Here is a 20,655-nt window from a genome sequence, read left to right as displayed (position 1 = left end):
CACGGAGAACAAAATGAAGAAACACGACCTTCCCTTGACCGGCGTGCGCGTGATCGATCTCACGCAAGTGATGATGGGCCCGGTCTGCACGCAGATGCTCGCCGACTACGGCGCGGATGTCGTCAAGGTTGAGCGGCACGGCGCGGGCGATCTGAGCCGCTCGACCTTCGAACCGGTGGCGGGCGCGGACAACCCGATCTTCTGCAGCCTGAATCGCAACAAGCGCAGTGTGGCGCTCGATCTGCGCGATGCATCGCAGATGGATGCGCTGAAGGCGTTGATCGCGGAAGCCGATGTCATCGTGAACAACTTCCGCGCCGGCGTGATGGATCGGCTCGGGCTCGGCTACGAGGACTGCCGCACGCTCAATCCGCGCATCATCTATGCGGTCGGCACGGGCTTCGGCGAGACCGGACCGTATGCGCACAAGGGTGGCCAGGACGTGCTCGCACAAGCGATGAGCGGTGTGATGGCGCGTCGCGCGGATGAAGCGCTGCCGGTCTCAGTCTATCCCACTGCGCTTGCGGATTATTCGGCCGGCATGCATATGGTGCAGGGCATCCTGCTCGCGCTGCTGCATCGCGATCGCACGGGCGAGGGGCAGAAGGTCAACGTGTCGCTCTACAACTCGATGCTCGCGATGCAGATGCAGGAAGCAGCGATGATCATGATGGCGGACTCCGAAGTGAACTGGGCCGCGATGCCGCTCTCGGGCGTGTTCGATACGACGACCGGGCCGCTCGTGCTGGTCGGCGCTTTCAAATCGAATCCGCTGCGCGATATCTGCGCGGCCTTGCAGATCGAAGACATGTCCGCCGACCCGCGCTTTTGCAATCTGAATCAGCAATTCGCGCACAAGGCTGAATTGCAGCGCACCTTCCGTGAGCGCTTTGCGAGCAATAGCCGCGAGTACTGGCTCGCGCGGCTCGAAGAACAGGATCTGCTGTGCGCGCCCGTTCGAGATTTGCGCGAGGCGCTCGTCGATCCACAGACGTTGCACAATCAACTCGTTCTGGAAGGCGAGGGCGAAGGACAGCCTGTCCGGCTGATCGGCAGCCCAATCGAGCTGTCGAACGCCCCTGTCGCGTTGCGCCGCGCGCCGCCGCGCCTCGGACAGCATACTGTAGAGATCTTAGAGCCGCTACGCGGCGTCGCGACGACGGAGGCCGTATGAGTGTGCGTCTTGTCATCGATCAGCACGTCGCCACCGTGACCCTAGCGCGTCCCGAGGCGCTCAACGCGGTCGATCTGGATACCGAAGCCGAGTTGCAGCGCATCTGGACCGAGCTGGAACATAACCGCGACGTGCGCGTCGTCGTGCTGACGGGCGAGGGCGATCGCGCGTTCTGCGTCGGCGCGGACCTCAAGAATCCTGCGATGAGCGGCCTCGAATACTGGGCCGCGCAGCGCCCCGGCGGCTTCGGCGGCATCGCGCTGCGCGAGACGCTGAATGTGCCGGTGATCGCGCGCGTGAACGGCTACGCGCTCGGCGGCGGGTTCGAGATGGTGCTGGGGTGCGATCTCGTGATCGCTTGCGAGGAAGCGAGCTTTGGCTTGCCCGAGGCGCTCGTCGGGCGCATGCCGCTCGACGGCGGCATGACGTTGTTGCAGCGGCAGATTCCCTACCGGCAGGCGATGGGCATGCTCATGACGGGCCGCCGCATCGGGGCAAGCGAGGCCCTTTCGATGGGCCTCGTCAACGAAGTTGTGCCGCGCGCGGAACTGGACGCAGCCGTCGAACGATGGCTCGACAGCGTGCTGGCGTGCGCACCACTCTCGGTGCAGGCGATCAAGCAGGTCGTGCGGCGCACGTCGACGCTTTCGGCGACCGAGGCACAGGCGCTCCGGCTGCCGGCGCTCGTCAGCGCGCTGCAATCCGAGGATGCGCACGAAGGCGTGCGCGCGTTCCAGGAGAAACGCAAGCCGCAATGGAGGGGGCGCTGATGGCCTATGTAATCGGATCTCCGTGCATCGATGTGAAGGACGGCGCCTGCGTGCAGTGCTGCCCGGTTGACTGCATCTACGAAGGCGAGCGCACGCTCTACATTCATCCGGAGGAGTGCATCAGTTGCGGCGTGTGCGTGTCAGTGTGCCCGACCGAGGCGATCTATCATGAGGAAGAACTGCCGCAGGAGGAAGCCTCGTTCGCGGCAGTGAACCGCGCTTTTTTTGGGCTGAGCGTGAGCGCCCTCGGTTCGCCGGGTGGCGCGTCGGAGGTCGGCAAGGTAGCCTTCGATCATCCCGTGGTCGTGTCGTGGCCCCTGCGGGTGATCGTCTGAGGGCAAGCGATGCACGCGAATGTACTGAAGTATTTTGTCGAGGTAGCGCGGTGCGGGTCGATCCGTAAGGCCGCGCAGAACCTTTATGTCGCGTCGAGCGCGGTGAACCGGCAAATCCTCAAGCTCGAATCAGAGATGGGCACAGAGCTCTTTGACCGGCTGCCCAACGGCATTCGTATAAACGCGGCTGGAGAGCGCGTGCTGCAGCATATTCGCGAAACGCTGAACGACTTCCATCTGATGCGCAGTGAGCTCGATGAGCTGAAAGGCGAGCGCAAGGGCCATGTGTCCGTCGTGGCGATGGATTCGCTCTTCGTCGATTTTCTGCCGGCGACCGTCGAGGAGTTTTCGGATGCGTATCCGGCAGTCACGTATTCGATCGCAGCCGTGCCGCCGCACGATGTCCCGCCGCGCGTGCTGAGCGGCGAGTACGACGTCGGCATCACATATATCGCGAAGCTGCCCGCCGGGCTCGATGTCGTGACCGAAGTGCCGTTGCCGCCGGGCGTGGTGATGGCGTCGTCACATCCGCTCGCGAAGAAGGAGCGTGTCACCTTCGACGAGTGCCGCCACCACGCGTTCCTGCGTCTCGAAGGCCGCTCGCCGATACAGGGTGTCACGAGTACCGAATTCCCCGCGTTCTGGGAATCGCTGCAGCCGAGCGTCACTTGCAATTCAACGACGCTGCTTAAGCGCCTCATTGCGTCCGGGCGCGGCATCTCATTCTTTTCCAAACTCGCGTTTCTCGACGAACTGTCGCGTGGCGATGTGGTTTGGCGGCCGATCGATGACGTGAACGTGAACGAATTAACCGTCGGAATAACTAAACCGAGTCAGCGTGCGCTACCGCATGTGACGGAGGAGTTCGTCGAGCGCATGGTGCGTAGGCTGAAGCACGTCGAGCTGAATTTGCGTGAGTTCTGACCTTTTGCGGCGGTGGCGCGCCCCATTCAGCTCGCGGCGGCCACGTTCTGCACTCTCCAAGCTGCCACGCGGATCAAGCTATTAAGTCCGGGTCCAGCCGGTTGCGTGCGTTTTACCTCCGCCATTCTCGCGAGAAACAATGACAGTCCGTCACGGAGAGATGGACGCGGCCTGGGATTCGCGCTCGCATCGGATACCAGATAGGGCTTCGCGGTTTCGCCGTGCAACGAGGCAGCGCGAACGAGCGCCGCCCGGCAATAGAACCTGAGAGAACGATGACACAAGTAAGCGACATCACTTACAAAGGGTACATCCTCACCGCAACCGCGCTGCCTGAACGCGACATCTATACCGGAATGCTCGCGGTTCGAGCCCCGAGCGGGACGCAGAGCTACAGCGGCATTCTTGGCGAGTTTCCCAGCGCAATCGGCGCTGTCCGTTATGCATTCGCGTACGGCATGGCTACCATAGACTGCCGCCCGGCTCCGGGGGACGAATAAAAGCATTCGTTGCCGTGCCGGCCTTCGATCTCAATGCTTATGGCTGGCCGGCCGAAACGGCACGAACAATGGGTACGTTAGACGTTTAACGCTCGCAAGTACCCCTGCTTTCATGCGCGATCGCGTTCCTGTACCGCAACCTGCCGTTCTGGCTCGAGTCTGATCGAACGACGGCTGCTGATCCTCGTGCCGTTCGCGGCGCTCCTGATCGGGTTTGGTTCAGGCATTGCCGCGCCTGCTCGAAGCGCGGATGAGGAAGCGGCTCGTGGTCCGGTATCGCGAGATCTAGGCACTGGAAGATGAAGTGTGGAACAGCAGCGTCGCGTTACTCACGCATCCCATCGGCCCGTTCGGTTCGCCGCTGGAAGAGTTCGAAAACACAAATCTTGCGATGTGACGAACCTGGAATCTTGCCCTATACTCGTTACATGTAACTACGGGAGACACCATGGCAATGACGATCTCGGAGCGCGTCAGCAAGCGGCGCGCGGCCTTGCGCAAGGCGGGCTTGCGCCCGATTCAGATCTGGGTTCCCGACACGAGCGCGCCCGGTTTTGCGGAGGAATGCCGCCGCCAATCGCTTATGCTGCGCGATGACCCACACGAACAGGAAATCATGGATTTCCTTGACGCGGCAGCAGACCGGGAGGGTTGGGAGTGAAGCGCGGCGACTTCGTGACAATCGCCCTGCAAGGCGACTATGGGAAGCCGCGCCCCGCACTTGTCGTGCAATCGGACTATTTCGCAGAGCATCCGTCTATCGTGCTCTTGTTGGTCACGACCGAGCTTCGCGAAATGCCGCTATACCGTATCACGGTCGAGCCGAGTCCCGGAAACGGCCTTACGAAGCGCTCGCAAGTTATGGTGGACAAGATTCAGGCCGTGCGACGCGAGAAAGTAGGGGAGCCATTCGGGCGCATCGACGCGGACACGATGCTCGAAGTGAATCGAGCAATGGCCGTGTTCTACGGGATCGCATCATGAGAAAGCCAGCCATGCGCCGCTGCAGGTCGGTATGCGGCTTGGACGATCCACGTTTTTCACGTTTTTTCTGCGCGGTACGGCGCGCGAATCGTGCGGGTCGGATCGAGGCGAGAGTCAAGCGTTTCAGGCCGTGCATGACGTCAGTCAGTTGAATGTCTTGGCTTAGTCCACGTCGGTCATCGGATCGGGGACGATGAGCCGCTCCGGCGTATGCGATCTCGCGAGACGCGACCCGGCGTAATACAGAATGCCCGACACGACGATGCCCACGACCCACGATACGTCCACGCCGCCTAGCGTATCGACCCACGGGCCCGTATAGAACCCGGTCGCGACGAACGGCAGCTGCACGAGCACGCCGATCGCATAGACCGTGATACCGGCGACGTTCCACCGGCCGTAGCGGCCGTTGACGTCGAACAGGGCGGGCACGTCGTAGCGTTCGCGCGTGACCCAGTAGTAATCGACGAGATTGATCGCGCTCCATGGCGTGAAGAACACGAGCAGGAACAGCAGGAACGAGGAGAAGGCCTTCAGGAACGAATGCTGTCCGGCGAGCGCGAGCCCGCTCGATGTCGCGACGATTAGCAGTACGAAGATGAGCCGCGTGCGTGCCGAAATCTCGCGCTGTCCGCCGAAGCCAGTGAAGATCGCCGCCACCGACATTACGCTGCCGTATGCATTGAGCGTGGTGATCGTCAGCTTGCCGAGCGCGATCGTGAAATAGAGCGCCGCTGCAATTGCGCCGGTCGCGCCGAGTCCGACGATGAACGCTACCTCGTGTCCGGAGAAGCGCTCGCTCGCGAGCGCGGCGGCCAGTACGCCGAAGGTCATCGAAACCTGCGCGCCGATCACCGTGCCGCTGAACACAGCGAAGAAGGTCTTGAGTGCGGAGGTCGACTTCGGCAGATAGCGCGAATAGTCCGCGACATACGGCCCATACGCGATTTGCCAGGACGCCGACAGCGAGATGGCCAGCAGGAACGACGCGACAGTGTAGTGCCGGTTCGCGAGCAGGGCATCGAGCGGATGACCGTGGAGCAGGCTCGCGAACAGATACAGGAACGCGAGCGTGCCGACGACGCTCGACACGCGGCCCATCGCGTGAATGATGCGATATCCCAGACCAGTGAGCAGCACCAACAGCGCCGAGAAGATCAGAATCGACGTGGTGTGGTCCGTGTGCAATAGCTCGGCGATCGCTTGTCCGGCGAGCACCGTGCCACCGGCGGAAAAGCCGATGTACATCACACAGACGAGTACCAACGGAATGATCGCGCCGTACACGCCGAACTGCACGCGGCTCGAGATCATCTGCGGCAAGCCCAACTGCGGGCCCTGCGCGCCGTGCAAGGCCATCACCGCGCCGCCGATAATCTGGCCGATGAGAAGCCCGATCAGCGACCAGAATACATCGCCGCCGAGCACCACCGCGAGCGCGCCGACGACGACTGCCGTGACCTGGAGATTCGCGCCGAACCACAGAGTGAACTGGCTGAACAGATTGCCGTGGCGCTCGGCGTCGGGAATATAGTCGATCGAGCGGCGCTCGATCAGCGTCGTGTTGGCGACGGATGTCGTTGTGTTACGTTCCATGCTCGTCTCCTGAGCGGTGAGGAACTGCCGTGAAGGGGATGTGACGATCCTGACGTGTTGCGAGATTCAGGCTGCGTCGACGAACGCGGGAACGATGTCGTGCAGATCGCCGACGAGACCGTAATCGGCCACGCCGAAGATCGGCGCTTCCGGGTCTTTGTTGATCGCGACGATCACCCTGGAATCCTTCATGCCTGCGAGATGCTGGATCGCTCCGGAAATGCCGACGGCCACATACAACTGCGGCGCGACGATCTTGCCGGTCTGGCAGACCTGATAGTCGTTCGGCACGAACACCGCGTCGACAGCAGCCCGCGATGCGCCCAGCGCGGCCCAGAGCTTGTCGGCCAGCGGCATGATCACCCTCGTGCAGTTCTCACCGCTCCCGAGACCGCGGCCGCCAGACACGATGGTCTTTGCGGTCGTGAGTTCGGGGCGGTTCAGCGTGGTCGCCTCGCGGCTCACGAAGCGCGAGACGCCGCAGTCCGCTGCTGCATTTATCTGCTCGACCGGTGCGCTGCTGCCGCCGTCTGCCGGAACTGCATCGAAGCTTGTAGCGCGGACCGTGATGACCTTGACTGGGTCGGCCGATCGCACCGTGGCGATTGCGTTGCCCGCGTAGATCGGGCGCTCGAAGGTATCGGCGCTATCGACTGCGGTAATGTCGCTAATCTGCGCGCCGTCGAGCTTCGCGGCGATGCGCGGCATCGCGTTTTTGCGGAGGGCTGTCGCAGGCGCGAGGATGTGCGAGTAGCTCATTGCGATCGGGAGAACCGTCGCTTCGTCGTTCTCCGCAAGGCCGACCTCGAGTTGCGGTGCATCGGCCAGCAGCACTTTCGACACGCCAGCGATCTTCGCCGCCTTGTCCGCTGCGCCTTGCGCTTTATGACCCACGATCAGCACATGAATGTCCGCGCCGATCTTTTGCGCTGCCACATAGCGCGGTTCGTTCAGGCGAAGGTCGGTCGTGATGAGGGCGGGCAGTTTCAGCGACAGGGTGTCGGCGCCGTCGTCGACTTCGCGTGCAACGGTCGCGAGACCATCGGCGATCAATATGTTGGAAGCGAATGTCGCTTGCGGCAGGCCGCCAAGCGCGGCCAGCATGTGGCCGGTCTGACTGGAATCGTCGTCGATGGCCTGCTTGCCGAGGATGACCAGTCGCGGCTGTTCCCTGTCGACCAACGCCTTGAGTAGCCTTGCGACGGCGAGCGGCTGCAGGTCCGCGTTCGATTCGATCAGGATCGCGCGGTCCGCGCCGATGGCGAGCGCCGTGCGCAAAGTGTCCTGCGCCTGTGCGACACCGCACGACACGGCGATTACTTCGGTCGCCACGCCCGCTTCCTTCAGGCGCACCGCTCCTTCGACAGCGATCTCATCGAACGGATTGATCGACATCTTGACGTTCGCGAGGTCCACTCTCGACTGATCGGACTTCACGCCCACTTTCACGTTCGCGTCGACGACGCGTTTAACTGTCACCAAAATCTTCAAGTCTCGTCTCCTTGGACGGAAGGCTTGTTGTCGTCACGCGAACAGCGACCGGGCGATGACGGTGCGCTGAATCTCCGACGATCCTTCGTAGATCCGCAGGATGCGCGCATCGCGCACGAGGCGTTCGATTCTCATCTCGCGTGTAAAGCCATAACCGCCGTGGACCTGCAACGCGGCGTCCGTAACGTGCGAGACCATTTCCGATGCGTAGAGCTTCGCCATCGACGCCAACTCAGTGAACGGTTCACCGGCCGCGCGGCGTGCGGCGGCCTGAAGCGTCAGAAGCCAGGCCGCTTCGAGGCGCGTCTTCATGTCGGCGAACGTCCATTGCAGGCCTTGCTTGCTCGCGAGCGGTTCGCCGCCGACATGGCGCTGCTTCGCCCATTCGACCGCATCGCCGAATGCCGCTTCGGCGATGCCGAGGCTAGTCGCCGCGACGTCGAGGCGGCTGTTGTCAAGCACCTTCATCGCGGTGCGGAACCCGCTGCCTTCCTCGCCGAGCCGGTTCGCGGCGGGCACGACACAGTCCAGCGCGACTTCATGCGCCGGTGCGCCGCGGATGCCCATCAACTTCTCGGCGGGGGATGTAGTCACGCCGGGCGTGTCGCGGTCGACCACGAATGCGCTGATCCCGCGTGCGCCTTGTTCGGGCGCGGTCTTCGCGTACACGACGATGAACTGCGCGGCCTCGGCATTGGAAATGAAGTGCTTGACGCCACGAATGTGATAGCTGTCGCCGTCGCGCCGGGCTTGCGTCGTCATGCCCGCGGGATTGGAACCTGCCTGCGGTTCCGTCAGGGCGAATGCGCCAAGTTTCACGCCCGTCGCGGCGTCCGGCAGATAGCGGTCGCGCAAGGCATCCGAGCCGCCGATCAGAATGGAATCGGTCGCAAGATAGTGCGCGCCGATCATGGACGAGGTGGCCGCGCACGCCTTGGCAATTTCGGCGAGCGCGAGAATGATGGCAGCCGGTGACGCGCCGATTCCGTGCCAACGCTCGGGCAGGTTCATTCCCATCACGCCGAGTTCGGCAAGCGCGCGGACATAACGCGTCGTCGAGATTTCTTCGCGGTCGACTTGTGCCGCATGCGGCGCCAGTTTGGCCTGCGCGAAACGGCGAATCGCGTCCGCGATTTCGAGGTCGGCGTCGCTGACGCCCAGTCGCTTAAGCAAGATCTTTCTCCTGGATGATTTCGGGGCAGCGCCCGGGCATCATGTCAGCATCACCGGTGTGCACGACGCCGGACGCAGCGAGCGCGGCAATCGCGGTCGCGTCGAGGCCGAGTACGTTCTTGAGAACCGTCCGGGTGTGTTCGCCGATCCGCGGCGCTCGCGTCGTGCGTGTGATCGGATAAGCCGAAAACTTGAGCGGCTGGGCTGGCAAGCGCACGGTCGATCCATCGGCCGCGGTGGTGTCGACGAGCAAGCCGCGCATACGGGCGTGCTCGCTGTCGAGCGCCTCCTGGATGTTCTGGATGGGGGCGACGGGAATGCCTGCGACACTCAGCGCCGCATTGACGGCGGCCACTGAGCGCTGCGCTGCCCATCGCTCAATGCACGCACGCAGCTCGGCTTCGTGCGCGCAGCGCGACGTGTCGCTCGCGAAGCGCGGATCGTCGGCGAGCTCGGGGTGGCCGATCGCATCGGCAAGCCGGCCGAACAGTTTGTTGTTGAGCACCGCGACGACGAAATGGCCGTCCGATGCTCGGTACGCGCCGAACGGCGCTGACGTCGGATGGCGATTGCCGACGCGCGCCTGTGCGATGCCCGTGGTCGCATAGCGGGCGACGAGCGCTGCGGTCAGGTTCAGCGTGGCGTCAAACATTGACACGTCGACATGCGTGCCCTTGCCCGTGCGATTGCGCGCGACCAGGGCGGCCAGCACGCCCCAAGACGCAAAGATGCCGCTGACGACATCGGAGACGGAATCGCCGACCAGCGTCGGCTCGCCATCGGGCGCGCCGGTCGCGTCCATCAGCCCGCAAAGCGCCTGCAGAATGATGTCATAGGCGGGTCGGTGCGACTCGGGACCCGTCTGTCCAAAGCCAGACACGCTTGCGTAGATCAGCGCCGGATTTCGTGCCGACAACGTTTCGTATCCGATGCCCAACCGCTCAGCGACACCGGGGCGGAAGTTCTCCACAACGACGTCCGCCTGTGCGCACAGCGATTGCGCGAGCATTTGCCCGTCGGCGGTCTTCAGGTCGATGACGACGCTGCGCTTGTTGCGATTCATCGCACTGAACAGGCCGCTCTCGCCCTGCGCGAACGGACCGATCGCGCGATAGTCGTCGCCGCCCGGTGGTTCGATCTTGATCACATCGGCGCCGAGATCGCCAAGCAGCGCCGAACACAGCGGCCCCGCGAGCACCCGGGAAAAATCAATCACGCGTATGCCGTCAAGCGGCAGCCTGGACACAGTCACGACATCGTCTCCTGAAGGTCGGGCCAAGTCGGCCGGTGTCATGATTCTGGTCGCGCCATGCAATTAGATAAAATATCGGAATAAATTAACACCTATAGGATTTTCGTATGGCTCTGTCGCTGAGGCTGCTACGCTATTTCGTCGCCGCAGCGGAATCGGGCAGCACGACCGCGGCAGCGAACCAGCTCAACGTGTCGCAGCCGTCCATGTCCGTGGCGATCCGCGAGCTCGAAACACTGTTCAATGATCCGTTGTTCACACGCGGCGTCGGCACGCGGATGACGCTTACGCATTTCGGCGAGCGCAAGCTCGCGGAGGCGCGGCAACTCCTGGCATCGGCATCGGCGTTCGCGACCGACGAAGTCGGCGATGAAGAGGGCGGTGAGGTGCAGATCGGCGTCTTTCGCACCATCGCGCCTGTATATCTGCCGCGCGCGCTGGAGCTTGCGCAGGAGCGTCATCCGCGGCTGTCGATTCGCTTCATCGAAGGGGATTTGTCGCAGCTCGAGGCATGGCTGCAGAAGAGACAGATCGACTTCGCGCTGATGTACGACGTGGGGTTGCCGAGCGACATCGAGCGGGAATGCCTCGCCGAATTGCGGCCGTACGCGCTCGTGCCCGCCGGCTCACGGCTCGCGAAGCGCAAGCGGGCCGTGTCGCTGCGCGATCTCGCGGTGGAACCGTTCATCCTGATCGACTTGCCGCAGAGCCGTGATTTCCTGATAACGCCGTTCTGGCAATGCGGGTTGTCGCCGAATGTCCGCTATCGGGCCGCGTCGATTGAGCTGGTCCGGGCGATGGTCGCGAGTGGGCTCGGCGTGTCGCTGCTGATTACGCAAAGCCCGGCGGCGACGCAATCGCCGCTCCTGGTCGAGCGTCCGATTCAGGAGTCGACGGTGATTCAGCCCCTGGTGATTGCGAGGCCCGCACGGGCGGCGCGCATGCGCGCGTCCGAATGGATGTCGGCATGTGTGCGCGATGCGGTCGCCGAATCGATGCACGCGCGGGCAGCGGGCTAACGCAAGAGATTTTACGTTTGCTCCCGAACAGGTTCGCGATTAACCGCACGGTTGGGGACAACAGCGGCGGGCGCTGCCCGCTGCCACCCTCTGCGTAACGAATTCTCCGCTGCCGCCGGCTTTTCGCGGCGGGTGAATTGTGTGAAGCTGGCCCTTCGCCGTCGAGCCGGAGGGGCTTAGGCACTTGCGGATCTGCCGCAACGTCATGCCGGCGGGTCATTTTTGCTTGTCGGACTCAGAAGCAGGATTGCGATCTGCAACCCGACGGAATGGGTTGAGGATCGCAATTGGCTTATCCAAATCAAAGTTATAGTGATAACGTCAACTCAACTGGTCGCGATCATTCTCCTGAAAACGCGAGTCTTCAGTATTTGTGCGCTGACTGCTCGTGCTCATCAGCACCGGGCTCCATATGCACCGCGCGCGCGTTGAACAGATTTCAAGGGGTGGTCTGTGACCTCGGCTTCAGAAGTGACCAACCCGTCCGCGCGCCCGGATCGCCTCGCGCTAGTAATGCCGTTGGCTTGCCGTGCCTCCCTGACATAAGAGGCGCCACCTACGGTTCTCGCTAGCAGCAGGAAGAAGGGAGCGAACGCTCGCAGATGGCCGTGACCAAAACGGCGGGCAGGGATGAGTAGAGAAGCGAGCAGCGAGGATTTTGCGCTTCCGGTTTCGCAACGTCACCGCACCCTCACGATTAGCGAATTTATCGGAAGAGGCGCATCTGAGCATCGGGCCTGCGCTCGGCGGATACGTGCTCTCGGCCAGGTTTAACCACTCAAGAAATCGTAAGGATAGCCGTTCGATTGGCAGTTCCGCACTTGACAAGAGACTTTGAGGCAGCCGGTGTCGAGTGGCAGGGGCGTACGGATCGGACGTCTGACATTTTGCATCTGATTCAGACGGCATAGGTAGTCAGATGCCTGGCTCCATGCTGAGGAAACGATTGCAGGGTAATCGGGTGCACAAGATCTGAGCGGGGAAGGGCGGGGCAACTGACAACTCGCCGGAAGGTCTGTCGGTCTTCCGCATGGACGAAAGCCTGAGCCCGGAAGACGCTGTGGAGCGTCGAGCTATTGCGAGAACCTTCCGATTCGATAAGGGACAGGATCGGTGAAACCCGCTTCCCCGCTCATCAGCTCCCCAAGCAGTCTTCCCGTGACCGGTCCGAGTGTAAGCCCGTGATGCGCGTGTCCGAAGGCGAACCAGAGTCCAGGGTGGCGGTCCGCGGGCCCGATGACTGGCCGCATGTCCGGCGTGCAAGGCCGCAGCCCAAGCCAGGGCGCCTCGTCGACCCGGGCCCCGAGGCCGAACACGGGTCTTGCAAGCCGCTCCGCGCGCTCCAATTGCACCGGGCTCGGCGGCCTGTTACGGCAGGCGAGCTCGACGCCGGTGGTCAGACGCAGGCCGCGCCGCATCGGCGCCACCACATAGCCGTTCTCGATGTCGACTACCGGCCTCGATAGCGCGCCGCGTCCATCGCTCTCGTAATGCATGTGATAGCCGCGCTTGGCCATGAGCGGCACGCGGTATCCGAACCTGCGCGCGAGATCGCCGGACCATAAGCCGAGCGCTACGACCGCCGCTTGCGCCTCGACCGGCCCGCTCCCGGTCATCACGCGCCAGCCGCTTCGCGACGCCTCGAGCGTCGCGGCATCTCCGTTCAGGAAGCGTCCGCCGTCGCGCTCGAACAGCGCAGCATAGCCTTTCGTCAGCGCTCCCGGATCGATCACGCTGCGCGGGTCCGTCCAGTGGATCGCACCCGCGTATGCGCCGTCGAGCGATGCCTCCAGCCGATGCAGCGCTCCAGCATCGAGCACTTTCATGCCGAGCCCGTGCTCGCGCGCGATTCGTTCGGCGGCGCTCACCTCATGGTCGAACTGTTCGCGCGAGCGATACGCTTCGAGCCAGCCCGTGGGCCGCACGAGGTCGTCGAGACCCGCCCGCGAGATGAGCGCCTCGTGCTCCGCGACGCTGCGTCGAATGAGCGGCAGCATGTCGCGCGCGGCGGCGGCGAGACGCTCGGGCGCCGACTCCCACCAGAACCGCGCGAGCCACGGCGCATACGCCGGCAGCGAGCGCAGGTCGTAGCGCAGCGCGGTCGAGCGGTTCATCGCGAACTTCAGCACGGTGCGCCAGTCGCGCGGAAACGCATAGGGCACGACCGACGACGCCTCGATCAGGCCCGCATTGCCGAAGCTCGTCGCCTCGCCGGGCGCGTGTCGGTCGACGAGCGTCACCTGCCATCCGCGTTGTTGCAGATGCAGCGCAACGCATACTCCCACGATGCCCGCGCCGAGCACGATCACGTCCTGAGCCATGTTCCGATGCCGTTGAAGTGGTTATTTCGCAATGATGTCGCGTTTGAAGTATTTCTGCGACAACTGGCTCAGTGTGCCGTCCTTCTTCAGTGAATCGAGCGCGGCGTCCACCTTCGCCTTCAACGCCGCGTCGCCCTTGCGCAAGCCGATGCCGGTGCCTTCGCCGAGCGTCGAAGGGTCGGTGAGCGCGCCGCCCGCGAAGTCGAAGTCCTTGCCTTCGGGCTTCGCGAAGAAGCCGTCGATCGCGGTCTGCACTTCCTGCACCGCGCCGTCGAGCCGCCCGGCCGACAGATCCGCGAAGATCTGGTCCTGGCTCTGATACGTGACGACCTGCACGCCCGCGCTCGCCCAGTGCTTGCGCACGTAGTCCTCCTGCGTCGAACCCTGCAGCACGCCCACGGACTTGCCCTTCAGGCTCGCAGGTGTCGGCTGCAGGTTCGAGCCGCGTTTCGCGACCATCTGGATAGGCATCACATAGATGGGCGGCGTGAAGTCGATCGCCTGCCTGCGCTTACCCGTGATGTTCATCGCCGAATTGATCGCGTCGAACTTGCGCGCCTGCAACGCGGGGATCAGCCCGTCGAAGCTGTTCTCCACCCATACGCACTTCATCTTGATGCGCTGGCACACGGCGTTGCCGATGTCGATGTCGAAGCCCTCGAGCTGGCCCGTCGGCGTCTTGCTCTCGAACGGCGGATACGACGCCTCGACGCCGAATCGCAAGGTTTGCGACTGCGCATGCGCCGCGCCGAATGTGAATGCGAGGCCCGCGGCGCCCGCGAAGCAAATGATCTTCCAGTTCATTGTCGTCACCAAAGGTCGTTTGTGATCCCGCACCGTCCGTCTTGCGCCGGGCGCGCGCGTGTCGCCGCGCGCTCATCCGAAATATAGACCAGAAATAAAATAAAAGTCTAGAATAGACAAAAATGTCCATGGTGTACGGGTCACGAATCGGAGGCTTTCGAATGATTTTCTCGTCCGAAGAAGCGCGCAACGGCGCACGCGTCGACCAGACGCCTTTCATCGTTCACGAAGAGGAAGTGCGGCAAGCGCTGCCCGCGCTCAATATCGGCGGCGCGCTCGAAGACATGTTCGTCTCGCTCGGCGGCGCGGAGGCCGTGCAGCCGCCGCAGACGCTCACGCTCTTTCCGCACGGCGCGGGCGATTTCATCACGTACCTCGGCGTGCTCGCGAAGCACGACGTGTTCGGTGCGAAGCTCTCGCCGTATGTCGCACAGCCTGGCGCGCCTATCGTCACCGCGTGGACCGCGCTCATGTCGATGCGCACCGGTGCGCCACTGATGTGGTGCGATTCCGCGCTGCTCACCACCGAGCGCACCGCGGGCACGACGGCGCTCGCGGTCGACCGGCTCGCCCGCGCGTCGAGCGAGCGTCTCGCGATCATCGGCTCGGGGAGCGTCGCACTCGCGCATCTGCGGCACGTCGCGCCGTTGCGCGCATGGTCGGAGATCCGCATTCATTCGCCGCGCCTCGCAAGTGAGCGCGAGCGCGCGAGCGCCATGCAGGCGCTCGATCCTCGCGTGCGCGTCGCGGCGTCGGTGGCCGAGTGCGTGCGCGACGCCGATGTCGTGATGCTGTGTACGTCCTCAGGCACGCCCGTGCTCGCGCTCGATGCGCTCACGAAACCCGCGCTCATCACGTCGATCAGCACGAACGTCGCGCGCGCGCACGAGATCGACCCGGCGGCGCTGAATGCGCTCGATGTCTACTGCGATTATCGGCAGACGACGCCGTCGAGCGCGGGCGAAATGGTGATCGCGCGGGAGCGTCACGGCTGGTCGCCCGATGCGATTCGCGGCGACCTTGCGGAACTCGTGCGCGGCGCGTGCGCCGCGCCCTCACATGCGCGTTCGGTGTTCTTCCGCTCGATCGGTCTCGGCCTCGAAGACATCGCGGTCGCGAACGCGCTGCATGTCCATCTCGCGAAACAGCGCGTTTCGGCGTAGCGGTATCATCGCCCAACGCCGCTCCGAATCCATGTCCATATCCATGCCACGACGCAAGACGCCGAAGCCCGATGACTCCGCGCGCGAAGCGCTGCGCGAGCGCTATGCGCATATCGCGGACAGCATCACGACGCTCTTTTTTCCGTACGCGGAAGTCGTGATCCACGATCTCTCGGACCAGACGATCGCGTATCTGTCGAACAATCTGTCCAAGCGCGAGATCGGCGACGATTCGGCGCTGGAGGATATCGAGGAGACCGCGCGCGATCGCCTCGTCGGTCCCTACGAGAAGCTCAACTGGGACGGACGCCGCCTGCGCTGCGTGAGCACGGCGCTCTTCGACGATGCAGGCAAAGTCGCAGGCGTGATGTGCATCAACTTCAACATCGCCGCCTTCGAGGATATACGCTCGACGCTCGATCTTTTCCTGCGCGGCGCCGGTGTCGTCGCGCAACCTGTCGAGCTTTTCAAGGACGACTGGCAAGAGCGCATCAACACCTTCCTGCACGGCTGGCTGCGCGAGCGACAGATCGCGCTCAACTCGCTCTCGCGCGATCACCGGCGCGAACTCGTCGAGGCGCTGCACGCGCAGGGCGCGTTCAAGGGCAAGAGTTCGGCCAACTATGTCGCCAAGGTGCTCGGCATGGGACGCGCGACGGTCTACAAACATCTGCGCGAGATGAAGGACGGCGCCTGACGGGGGCGCCGCGCTACGTTCGGTCGCCTGCGCTGCGTTGCACGAACCGACGTGCGCGAGCAGGCAGTCATAAGGCGTTGGGGAGGCTGTCTGGGCCATGCATTCGCCGGCCCAGAGCATCGAGGAGAACCGTAGCCGGATCGGGGCAGCAGATCCGAGCAGGCGATAAACTCAAGGTGCAACAATCGGGTAAGAAAAATATTTCTGCGCGATCTTGTTGAACGTGCCGTCCTGCTTCAATGCGGCAATTGCCTCATTGAGGCGGCCCAGCAGCGCCTGATTCTGTTTGCGCACGCCAAAGGCCACGCCTGTTCCAAAGATCTTCTCGTCCCGCAGCGGAACGCCGACAAGCGCGAAGCCTTTCCCTTCAGGTTTATTCAGGAAGCTGTCTTCGGCGGTTTTCTGCGTTTGCAAAGCGGCATCGAGGCGCCCCGCGGCCAAGTCTGCGAATACCTGCCCCTGAGACGGATAGGTGACGACCACGACACCGGCCGGCGCCCATTTGGCCTCTGCATAGAACTGCTGGGTTCCGCCTTGCAACACGCCAACTCGCTTACCCTTGAGCGACTCGCTGGTCGGCAGAAGATGACTGTCGGCTCGCGCGACCAGTCGAATCGGTGGAACGTAGATCGGCGACGTGAAGTTGATTTCCTTCTCGCGTTGCTCCGTGGCCCACATGGCCGAATTGATCGCGTCGAACTTGCGCGCGACCAGAGCCGGAATAAGCCCGTCGAACGAGCCTTCGACCCACGTGCATTTGAGTTGCAACTTCGCGCAGACGGCATTGCCGATATCGATATCCAGGCCGGCCAGTTCACCACTTGGGAGCTTGTACTCGAATGGGGGATAGTCCGCTTCGATGCCGAATCGCAGCGTGTCGGCGGCAAACCCCGGCGACGCTAGCAAACCTAGCAGGATCGTGGTCATCAGTTTTTTCATCGTTGCTCCTCTAGGTATTGAATTGTCAGCTTGAATGCAAGGTGCATGTGGTTTGCAGCGTCATGAAGAGCGGCGAGCGATGAAGCGTCCTGCACGCCTTCCAGTGGTTGCGTTCTCCCGCCACGATAACGTTCCGTTTACCCACACGGCCTCTATACCGCGGGCGGCGCGCGTCGGCGCCTCGAACGTCGCGCGGTCCTCGATCCGGTGTGCGTCGAAAAGCACCAGGTCCGCGAAATTGCCGGGCTTGAGTTCCCCACGGCCTTCAAGACCAAAACGTTGCGCGGTCAGGCCAGTCATTTTTCGCACGGCTTCCTGGATGGAGAACAGATTCAATTCGCGGCTATAGTGGCCAAGTACCCGTGCGAATGTACCCCACAGTCTTGGGTGTGGCCGGGGATCGTTTGGCAGGCCATCCGAGCCGATCATCGTCGCCGGATGAGCAAGGATGCGCTGGACGTCCGATTCCAGCATCTCGTGATAGATTGCACCGGCAGGTTCGAGACGCCGCGCCGCCTCCACCTGAGGCACGTTCCAAAGGTCGGCGATTTCAGCCAACGTGCGCCCCGCCATTTCAGGACTGGCGGTCGACCAGGTAATGCGGATTTCGATCGCTTCGTCGACGAGATTGGGGTCCAGCGTGGTGGAGCTCGCCGCATAGGGATAACAGTCGCAACCGAGACCGCGTGCGGCTTGCAAGCTGCCGATGCGCTCCAGCACCTCGCCGCTTCGCCTCCAGTTCCGGCGGCCCGCACATTTCAGATGCGAAATCACGACGTCGACGTTTGCCGACTGGCCAATTCCGACTGCCTCGTCGAGCGCTTCGAGAATCTCGTCATCTTCCGAGCGGATATGACTGACATACAGTCCACCCACGTCTTCTAATGCCGTAGCGAGCGCCTCGACTTCACTCGTCGGTGCGCAATGTGCGTTGCGATACGCGAGGCCTGTGCTCAGCCCAATCGCACCCGCACGCAATGCGTCCGTCAATTCTTTTTTCATCCCGGCGATTTCGACTGCGGTTGCCGCGCGTCGAAGATCGGACATGTGATTGCTGCGCAGCGATGTGTGGCCGACCAGTGCCGCGACGTTGACTGCGGGCATCGCGCGATTGACGGCGTCAACGTAGTCTGTGAATGACGGATACTGGAAATCCGGCGTGTCGCCCAGCAGGTTGATGGGATCCGGCGGTTCCCCGCTTAGTCGTAACGGCGAACCGCTGATACCGCAGTTGCCGACCACCACGGTGGTCACGCCTTGCGATAACTTCGGCACCATCGCCGGGTGGTTGATGACATGGAGGTCATCGTGTGTATGGGCATCGATGAAACCCGGGGCGAGGAAAAGACCATGCGCCTGAATTTCTTCGCTCGCGCTGGCGTCAGCGCACGCCTCGATCGCAGCAATTTTTCCGTCCCAGACACATAGATCCGCCACATAAGGCTCGGCGCCGGTGCCGTCGACGATGCGTGCACCGCGAATAATTGTGTCAAATGTGTTCATCAATTCCCGTATGAGCGACCGTTGGTGAGGCGATAGACGGCGTTGTCTGGCGAATCTTGCACGGGACGAAAGACAAGAAGAAATGAAACTTCCTCATGCCTCAATCGATTTGCTTCATGACAATCGGCTCACGAAGGTCGTTTGACAAAGCGGAAGTGGCTCGCTGTAATGCGGTCTAGTCTTCTCGGACCATGGAAATGAACCGACTGCCGCCGTTGCACGCATTGCGGGTTTTCGAGGCGGTGACCCGCCTTCGCAGCTTTACTGCCGCCGCCGCCGAACTGAACCTGACCCAAAGCGCGGTTAGCCATCAGATCAGCAATCTCGAAGAGTTTTTCGGTTTTTCACTGCTCGATCGTCGCAAGCGCACGCCAGTACCGAACACCGCGGGCGAGGAATTGTTCGCTGGTGCGCAGGCGGCGCTAGAGGTCATCGCTCGAACGGTCGCGCAGATGCGAGACACCAACCAGAACCAGATCCGTATGAAGACCTATCCTTCAATCGGATTCCTGTGGCTCATGCCTCACCTGTGTGACTTTTATCTTGTCCACCCAGGTATCAAGGTCAGCCTGACGACAGTCTCGACCGAATCGCCCATCACCAGGTGGGATGAATACGACTACACGATCGAGTACGGTAATGGCGAAGATTGCGGTCTCAACGCCGAGCTGCTGCATGAGGAGCTGCTGACGCCGCTTTGCAGTCCCGCGTTGTGTCCAGGGGGTAGTGGCTCGATGAAGCCGGACGACCTCGCCTCCATGATGATGATTCACCCCACGACTGACTGCGGTGATTGGCCCCGATGGTGGAAGGCCGCCAGAGTCGCGCCCCGAGATTCTGGAAGAGCGCAGAAGTTCGATACCGACTATATGGCATTGGCCGCGGCCAAGCGCGGGATGGGAGTGACGATCAGCGATCCGTTACTCGCGGCGTCCGACCTTGCTGAAGGGACGCTCCTTGCTCCGTGCGATCTGAGCATCAGAACCGGGAAGGGTTACTACCTTGTCTCGGCGCCTGACACTCAACCCAGCGCGCCGATGGTACTGCTGCGCGACTGGTTGTTTTCAACGATGCGTAAATCGCAGCGGATAGAGCATCGAATGGCCGAGGACTCTTTGAATCGCCGCGCTGAGTCGTAGCCGGTCGCGGGCGGTCGTGTCGTTGACTCCGCACTATGGTTCGCCTAACCCGGAAGCGGCTGGTTTGGAGTAACCGTCGGAGCAGCCGGCGAAGACGAGCGGGAAAACCCCCGTAGGAGGCAATTCAATGCGCCCGAGGACCTTGCTCGCACCGCTGAGATAGGGATGACCGCTTTATCTGGCGGATTCAACCGGTCGATGCAACCGCGTGTGCGTGAACGACGGCAACGGGTGTGCGCCGTGAAAAGGTGGCGTTTTCCAGCGGGTGCAAGCCCCGCCCGGCAACCGCTCCAGCCGGAAGCAACCAACGCCGGCGCACCTGCGTGCCCCCGGCCAGAGTGGCACCGATCAATCGCTCCGCACTTTCCTTGGCAGCTTCAACTTCAGTGGTGACATGGTCCACCAGGCGGTCGGCACGATGAGCGGCGGCGAAAAGGCGCGGCTCGTGTTGTGCATGATCGTGTGGCAGCGACCCAACCTGCTCCTGCTCGACGAACCTACCAACCACCTTGACCTGGCCACACGCGAAGCGCTGGGTATGGCACTCAACGAATTCGAAGGCACCGTGATGCTGGTCAGTCACGACCGGTCCCTGCTGCGCGCGGTATGTGACGAGTTTTGGCTCGTCACCAAGGGTAGCGTCGTGCCCTTCGACGGTGATCTGGACGATTACCAGGAGTTCCTGCGCGACGAAGCCCGTCGCATGCGCGAGCAGGCTCAGATCAGAAAATAGGTAGTCTCTCAGGAAAACTGGATGCCATTATCAACGATATCACGCTGCAGACGGGCCCGATGACCGGATGGCAATACGCCGGTGGTGGACAGCCAGCGCTGCCTCGCCGCCGCTCGTGGCGTGAAAGAGTCCAAGCTG

General features: G+C 62.7%; 18 protein-coding genes and 4 pseudogenes. 13 read left to right on the top strand and 9 right to left on the bottom strand.

Annotation, left to right across the window (positions count from 1 at the left end):
- Positions 1-13 precede the first annotated feature (13 nt).
- The 8 genes and pseudogenes from AWB78_RS32380 to AWB78_RS32350 all read left to right on the top strand — a co-directional run bounded on the left by AWB78_RS32380 (position 14) and on the right by AWB78_RS32350 (position 4,687).
- Positions 14-1,174: a CaiB/BaiF CoA transferase family protein gene (locus AWB78_RS32380; protein ID WP_062610730.1), complete on the top strand. Its 1,161-nt coding sequence runs from the start codon at positions 14-16 to the stop codon at positions 1,172-1,174.
- A complete protein-coding gene (locus AWB78_RS32375) occupies positions 1,171-1,944 on the top strand; it encodes an enoyl-CoA hydratase-related protein (RefSeq protein WP_062610705.1) in 774 nt (257 codons plus the stop codon). The genes AWB78_RS32380 and AWB78_RS32375 overlap by 4 nt, the downstream gene beginning before the upstream one ends.
- Positions 1,929-2,279, top strand: coding sequence for a ferredoxin (fdxA, locus tag AWB78_RS32370; protein ID WP_445344269.1), 351 nt, complete (start codon positions 1,929-1,931; stop codon positions 2,277-2,279). Before AWB78_RS32375 ends, fdxA begins: the two co-directional genes overlap by 16 nt.
- A gap of 9 nt (positions 2,280-2,288) precedes the next feature.
- Positions 2,289-3,203: a LysR family transcriptional regulator gene (locus AWB78_RS32365; RefSeq protein WP_062610704.1), complete on the top strand. Its 915-nt coding sequence runs from the start codon at positions 2,289-2,291 to the stop codon at positions 3,201-3,203.
- 275 nt (positions 3,204-3,478) lie between these two features.
- Positions 3,479-3,703 carry a hypothetical protein gene (locus AWB78_RS32360; RefSeq protein ID WP_062610703.1) on the top strand — a complete coding sequence of 75 codons (225 nt, stop codon included), beginning with the start codon at positions 3,479-3,481 and terminating at the stop codon, positions 3,701-3,703.
- Between the two features lie 125 nt (positions 3,704-3,828).
- A pseudogene (locus AWB78_RS50160) lies at positions 3,829-3,989 on the top strand (TAXI family TRAP transporter solute-binding subunit); the annotation flags it as partial.
- Between the two features lie 162 nt (positions 3,990-4,151).
- On the top strand, positions 4,152-4,364 hold the full coding sequence (locus AWB78_RS32355) for an antitoxin MazE family protein (RefSeq protein ID WP_062610702.1): 213 nt from the start codon (positions 4,152-4,154) through the stop codon (positions 4,362-4,364).
- Entirely contained in the window at positions 4,361-4,687 is a 327-nt protein-coding gene (locus AWB78_RS32350) for a type II toxin-antitoxin system PemK/MazF family toxin (protein ID WP_062610701.1), read from the top strand. Before AWB78_RS32355 ends, AWB78_RS32350 begins: the two co-directional genes overlap by 4 nt.
- A 162-nt stretch (positions 4,688-4,849) precedes the next feature.
- Here AWB78_RS32350 and AWB78_RS32345 read toward each other — a convergent pair whose 3' ends face one another.
- The 5 genes and pseudogenes from AWB78_RS32345 to AWB78_RS32330 form a co-directional block, all read right to left on the bottom strand.
- Entirely contained in the window at positions 4,850-6,283 is a 1,434-nt protein-coding gene (locus tag AWB78_RS32345) for a purine-cytosine permease family protein (RefSeq protein WP_062610700.1), read from the bottom strand.
- A gap of 66 nt (positions 6,284-6,349) precedes the next feature.
- Positions 6,350-7,216, bottom strand: a pseudogene (locus tag AWB78_RS44070) (electron transfer flavoprotein subunit alpha/FixB family protein); the annotation flags it as partial.
- Between the two features lie 9 nt (positions 7,217-7,225).
- Positions 7,226-7,678: pseudogene (locus tag AWB78_RS48620) on the bottom strand (electron transfer flavoprotein subunit beta/FixA family protein); the annotation flags it as partial.
- Between the two features lie 129 nt (positions 7,679-7,807).
- Complete coding sequence (locus AWB78_RS32335) at positions 7,808-8,947, bottom strand: acyl-CoA dehydrogenase family protein (protein WP_082883504.1); 1,140 nt, start codon at positions 8,945-8,947, stop codon at positions 7,808-7,810.
- The gene (locus AWB78_RS32330) at positions 8,940-10,241 is read right to left on the bottom strand and encodes a CaiB/BaiF CoA transferase family protein (protein ID WP_082883503.1); all 1,302 of its coding nucleotides are present in this window, start codon (positions 10,239-10,241) and stop codon (positions 8,940-8,942) included. The genes AWB78_RS32335 and AWB78_RS32330 overlap by 8 nt, the downstream gene beginning before the upstream one ends.
- A 65-nt stretch (positions 10,242-10,306) precedes the next feature.
- On the opposite strand from AWB78_RS32330, the gene AWB78_RS32325 reads away from it, so the two are divergent.
- A complete protein-coding gene (locus AWB78_RS32325) occupies positions 10,307-11,218 on the top strand; it encodes a LysR family transcriptional regulator (protein WP_062610697.1) in 912 nt (303 codons plus the stop codon).
- Positions 11,219-12,291: 1,073 nt separating this feature from the next.
- On the opposite strand, the gene AWB78_RS32320 is transcribed toward AWB78_RS32325, so the two are convergent.
- Both AWB78_RS32320 and AWB78_RS32315 read right to left on the bottom strand, forming a co-directional pair.
- Entirely contained in the window at positions 12,292-13,539 is a 1,248-nt protein-coding gene (locus tag AWB78_RS32320; protein WP_062610696.1) for an NAD(P)/FAD-dependent oxidoreductase, read from the bottom strand.
- A 21-nt stretch (positions 13,540-13,560) separates the two neighbouring features.
- Positions 13,561-14,343, bottom strand: a complete 783-nt coding sequence (locus AWB78_RS32315; RefSeq protein WP_062610695.1) for an ABC transporter substrate-binding protein — start codon at positions 14,341-14,343, stop codon at positions 13,561-13,563.
- A gap of 161 nt (positions 14,344-14,504) precedes the next feature.
- On the opposite strand from AWB78_RS32315, the gene AWB78_RS32310 reads away from it, so the two are divergent.
- Both AWB78_RS32310 and AWB78_RS32305 read left to right on the top strand, forming a co-directional pair.
- Positions 14,505-15,506 carry an ornithine cyclodeaminase family protein gene (locus tag AWB78_RS32310; protein WP_062610694.1) on the top strand — a complete coding sequence of 334 codons (1,002 nt, stop codon included), beginning with the start codon at positions 14,505-14,507 and terminating at the stop codon, positions 15,504-15,506.
- A 31-nt stretch (positions 15,507-15,537) separates the two neighbouring features.
- Entirely contained in the window at positions 15,538-16,203 is a 666-nt protein-coding gene (locus AWB78_RS32305; RefSeq protein WP_232477966.1) for a helix-turn-helix transcriptional regulator, read from the top strand.
- 171 nt (positions 16,204-16,374) lie between these two features.
- Here the strand turns inward: AWB78_RS32305 and AWB78_RS32300 are convergent, their stop codons facing one another.
- Together AWB78_RS32300 and AWB78_RS32295 are read right to left on the bottom strand one after the other, a co-directional pair.
- Positions 16,375-17,142 carry an ABC transporter substrate-binding protein gene (locus AWB78_RS32300; protein ID WP_062610692.1) on the bottom strand — a complete coding sequence of 256 codons (768 nt, stop codon included), beginning with the start codon at positions 17,140-17,142 and terminating at the stop codon, positions 16,375-16,377.
- A gap of 60 nt (positions 17,143-17,202) precedes the next feature.
- A complete protein-coding gene (locus AWB78_RS32295; protein WP_062610691.1) occupies positions 17,203-18,645 on the bottom strand; it encodes an N-acyl-D-amino-acid deacylase family protein in 1,443 nt (480 codons plus the stop codon).
- A 197-nt stretch (positions 18,646-18,842) separates the two neighbouring features.
- On the opposite strand from AWB78_RS32295, the gene AWB78_RS32290 reads away from it, so the two are divergent.
- Both AWB78_RS32290 and AWB78_RS32285 read left to right on the top strand, forming a co-directional pair.
- Complete coding sequence (locus tag AWB78_RS32290) at positions 18,843-19,784, top strand: LysR substrate-binding domain-containing protein (protein ID WP_062610690.1); 942 nt, start codon at positions 18,843-18,845, stop codon at positions 19,782-19,784.
- A 307-nt stretch (positions 19,785-20,091) separates the two neighbouring features.
- Positions 20,092-20,517, top strand: a pseudogene (locus AWB78_RS32285) (ATP-binding cassette domain-containing protein); the annotation flags it as partial.
- Between the last annotated feature and the right edge of the window lie 138 nt (positions 20,518-20,655).

The organism is Caballeronia calidae, assembly GCF_900044055.2.
Lineage (GTDB): Bacteria > Pseudomonadota > Gammaproteobacteria > Burkholderiales > Burkholderiaceae > Caballeronia > Caballeronia calidae.
The sequence above is the reverse complement of the archived record's forward strand: the minus strand, read 5'-3'. Positions and strand labels throughout refer to the sequence as shown.

Excerpts from the sequence above, each read along its gene's own strand:
- AWB78_RS32295 (WP_062610691.1), bottom strand. The coding sequence starts at position 18,645 with ATGAACACATTTGACACAATTATTCGCGGTGCACGCATCGTCGACGGC.
- AWB78_RS32355 (WP_062610702.1), top strand. The coding sequence starts at position 4,152 with ATGGCAATGACGATCTCGGAGCGCGTCAGCAAGCGGCGCGCGGCCTTG.
- AWB78_RS32375 (WP_062610705.1), top strand. The coding sequence starts at position 1,171 with ATGAGTGTGCGTCTTGTCATCGATCAGCACGTCGCCACCGTGACCCTA.
- AWB78_RS32315 (WP_062610695.1), bottom strand. The coding sequence starts at position 14,343 with ATGAACTGGAAGATCATTTGCTTCGCGGGCGCCGCGGGCCTCGCATTC.
- AWB78_RS32290 (WP_062610690.1), top strand. The coding sequence starts at position 18,843 with ATGAACCGACTGCCGCCGTTGCACGCATTGCGGGTTTTCGAGGCGGTG.
- AWB78_RS32310 (WP_062610694.1), top strand. The coding sequence starts at position 14,505 with ATGATTTTCTCGTCCGAAGAAGCGCGCAACGGCGCACGCGTCGACCAG.
- AWB78_RS32345 (WP_062610700.1), bottom strand. The coding sequence starts at position 6,283 with ATGGAACGTAACACAACGACATCCGTCGCCAACACGACGCTGATCGAG.
- AWB78_RS32320 (WP_062610696.1), bottom strand. The coding sequence starts at position 13,539 with ATGGCTCAGGACGTGATCGTGCTCGGCGCGGGCATCGTGGGAGTATGC.
- AWB78_RS32360 (WP_062610703.1), top strand. The coding sequence starts at position 3,479 with ATGACACAAGTAAGCGACATCACTTACAAAGGGTACATCCTCACCGCA.
- AWB78_RS32325 (WP_062610697.1), top strand. The coding sequence starts at position 10,307 with ATGGCTCTGTCGCTGAGGCTGCTACGCTATTTCGTCGCCGCAGCGGAA.
- AWB78_RS32300 (WP_062610692.1), bottom strand. The coding sequence starts at position 17,142 with ATGAAAAAACTGATGACCACGATCCTGCTAGGTTTGCTAGCGTCGCCG.
- AWB78_RS32365 (WP_062610704.1), top strand. The coding sequence starts at position 2,289 with ATGCACGCGAATGTACTGAAGTATTTTGTCGAGGTAGCGCGGTGCGGG.
- AWB78_RS32305 (WP_232477966.1), top strand. The coding sequence starts at position 15,538 with ATGTCCATATCCATGCCACGACGCAAGACGCCGAAGCCCGATGACTCC.
- AWB78_RS32380 (WP_062610730.1), top strand. The coding sequence starts at position 14 with ATGAAGAAACACGACCTTCCCTTGACCGGCGTGCGCGTGATCGATCTC.
- fdxA (WP_445344269.1), top strand. The coding sequence starts at position 1,929 with ATGGAGGGGGCGCTGATGGCCTATGTAATCGGATCTCCGTGCATCGAT.
- AWB78_RS32330 (WP_082883503.1), bottom strand. The coding sequence starts at position 10,241 with ATGACACCGGCCGACTTGGCCCGACCTTCAGGAGACGATGTCGTGACT.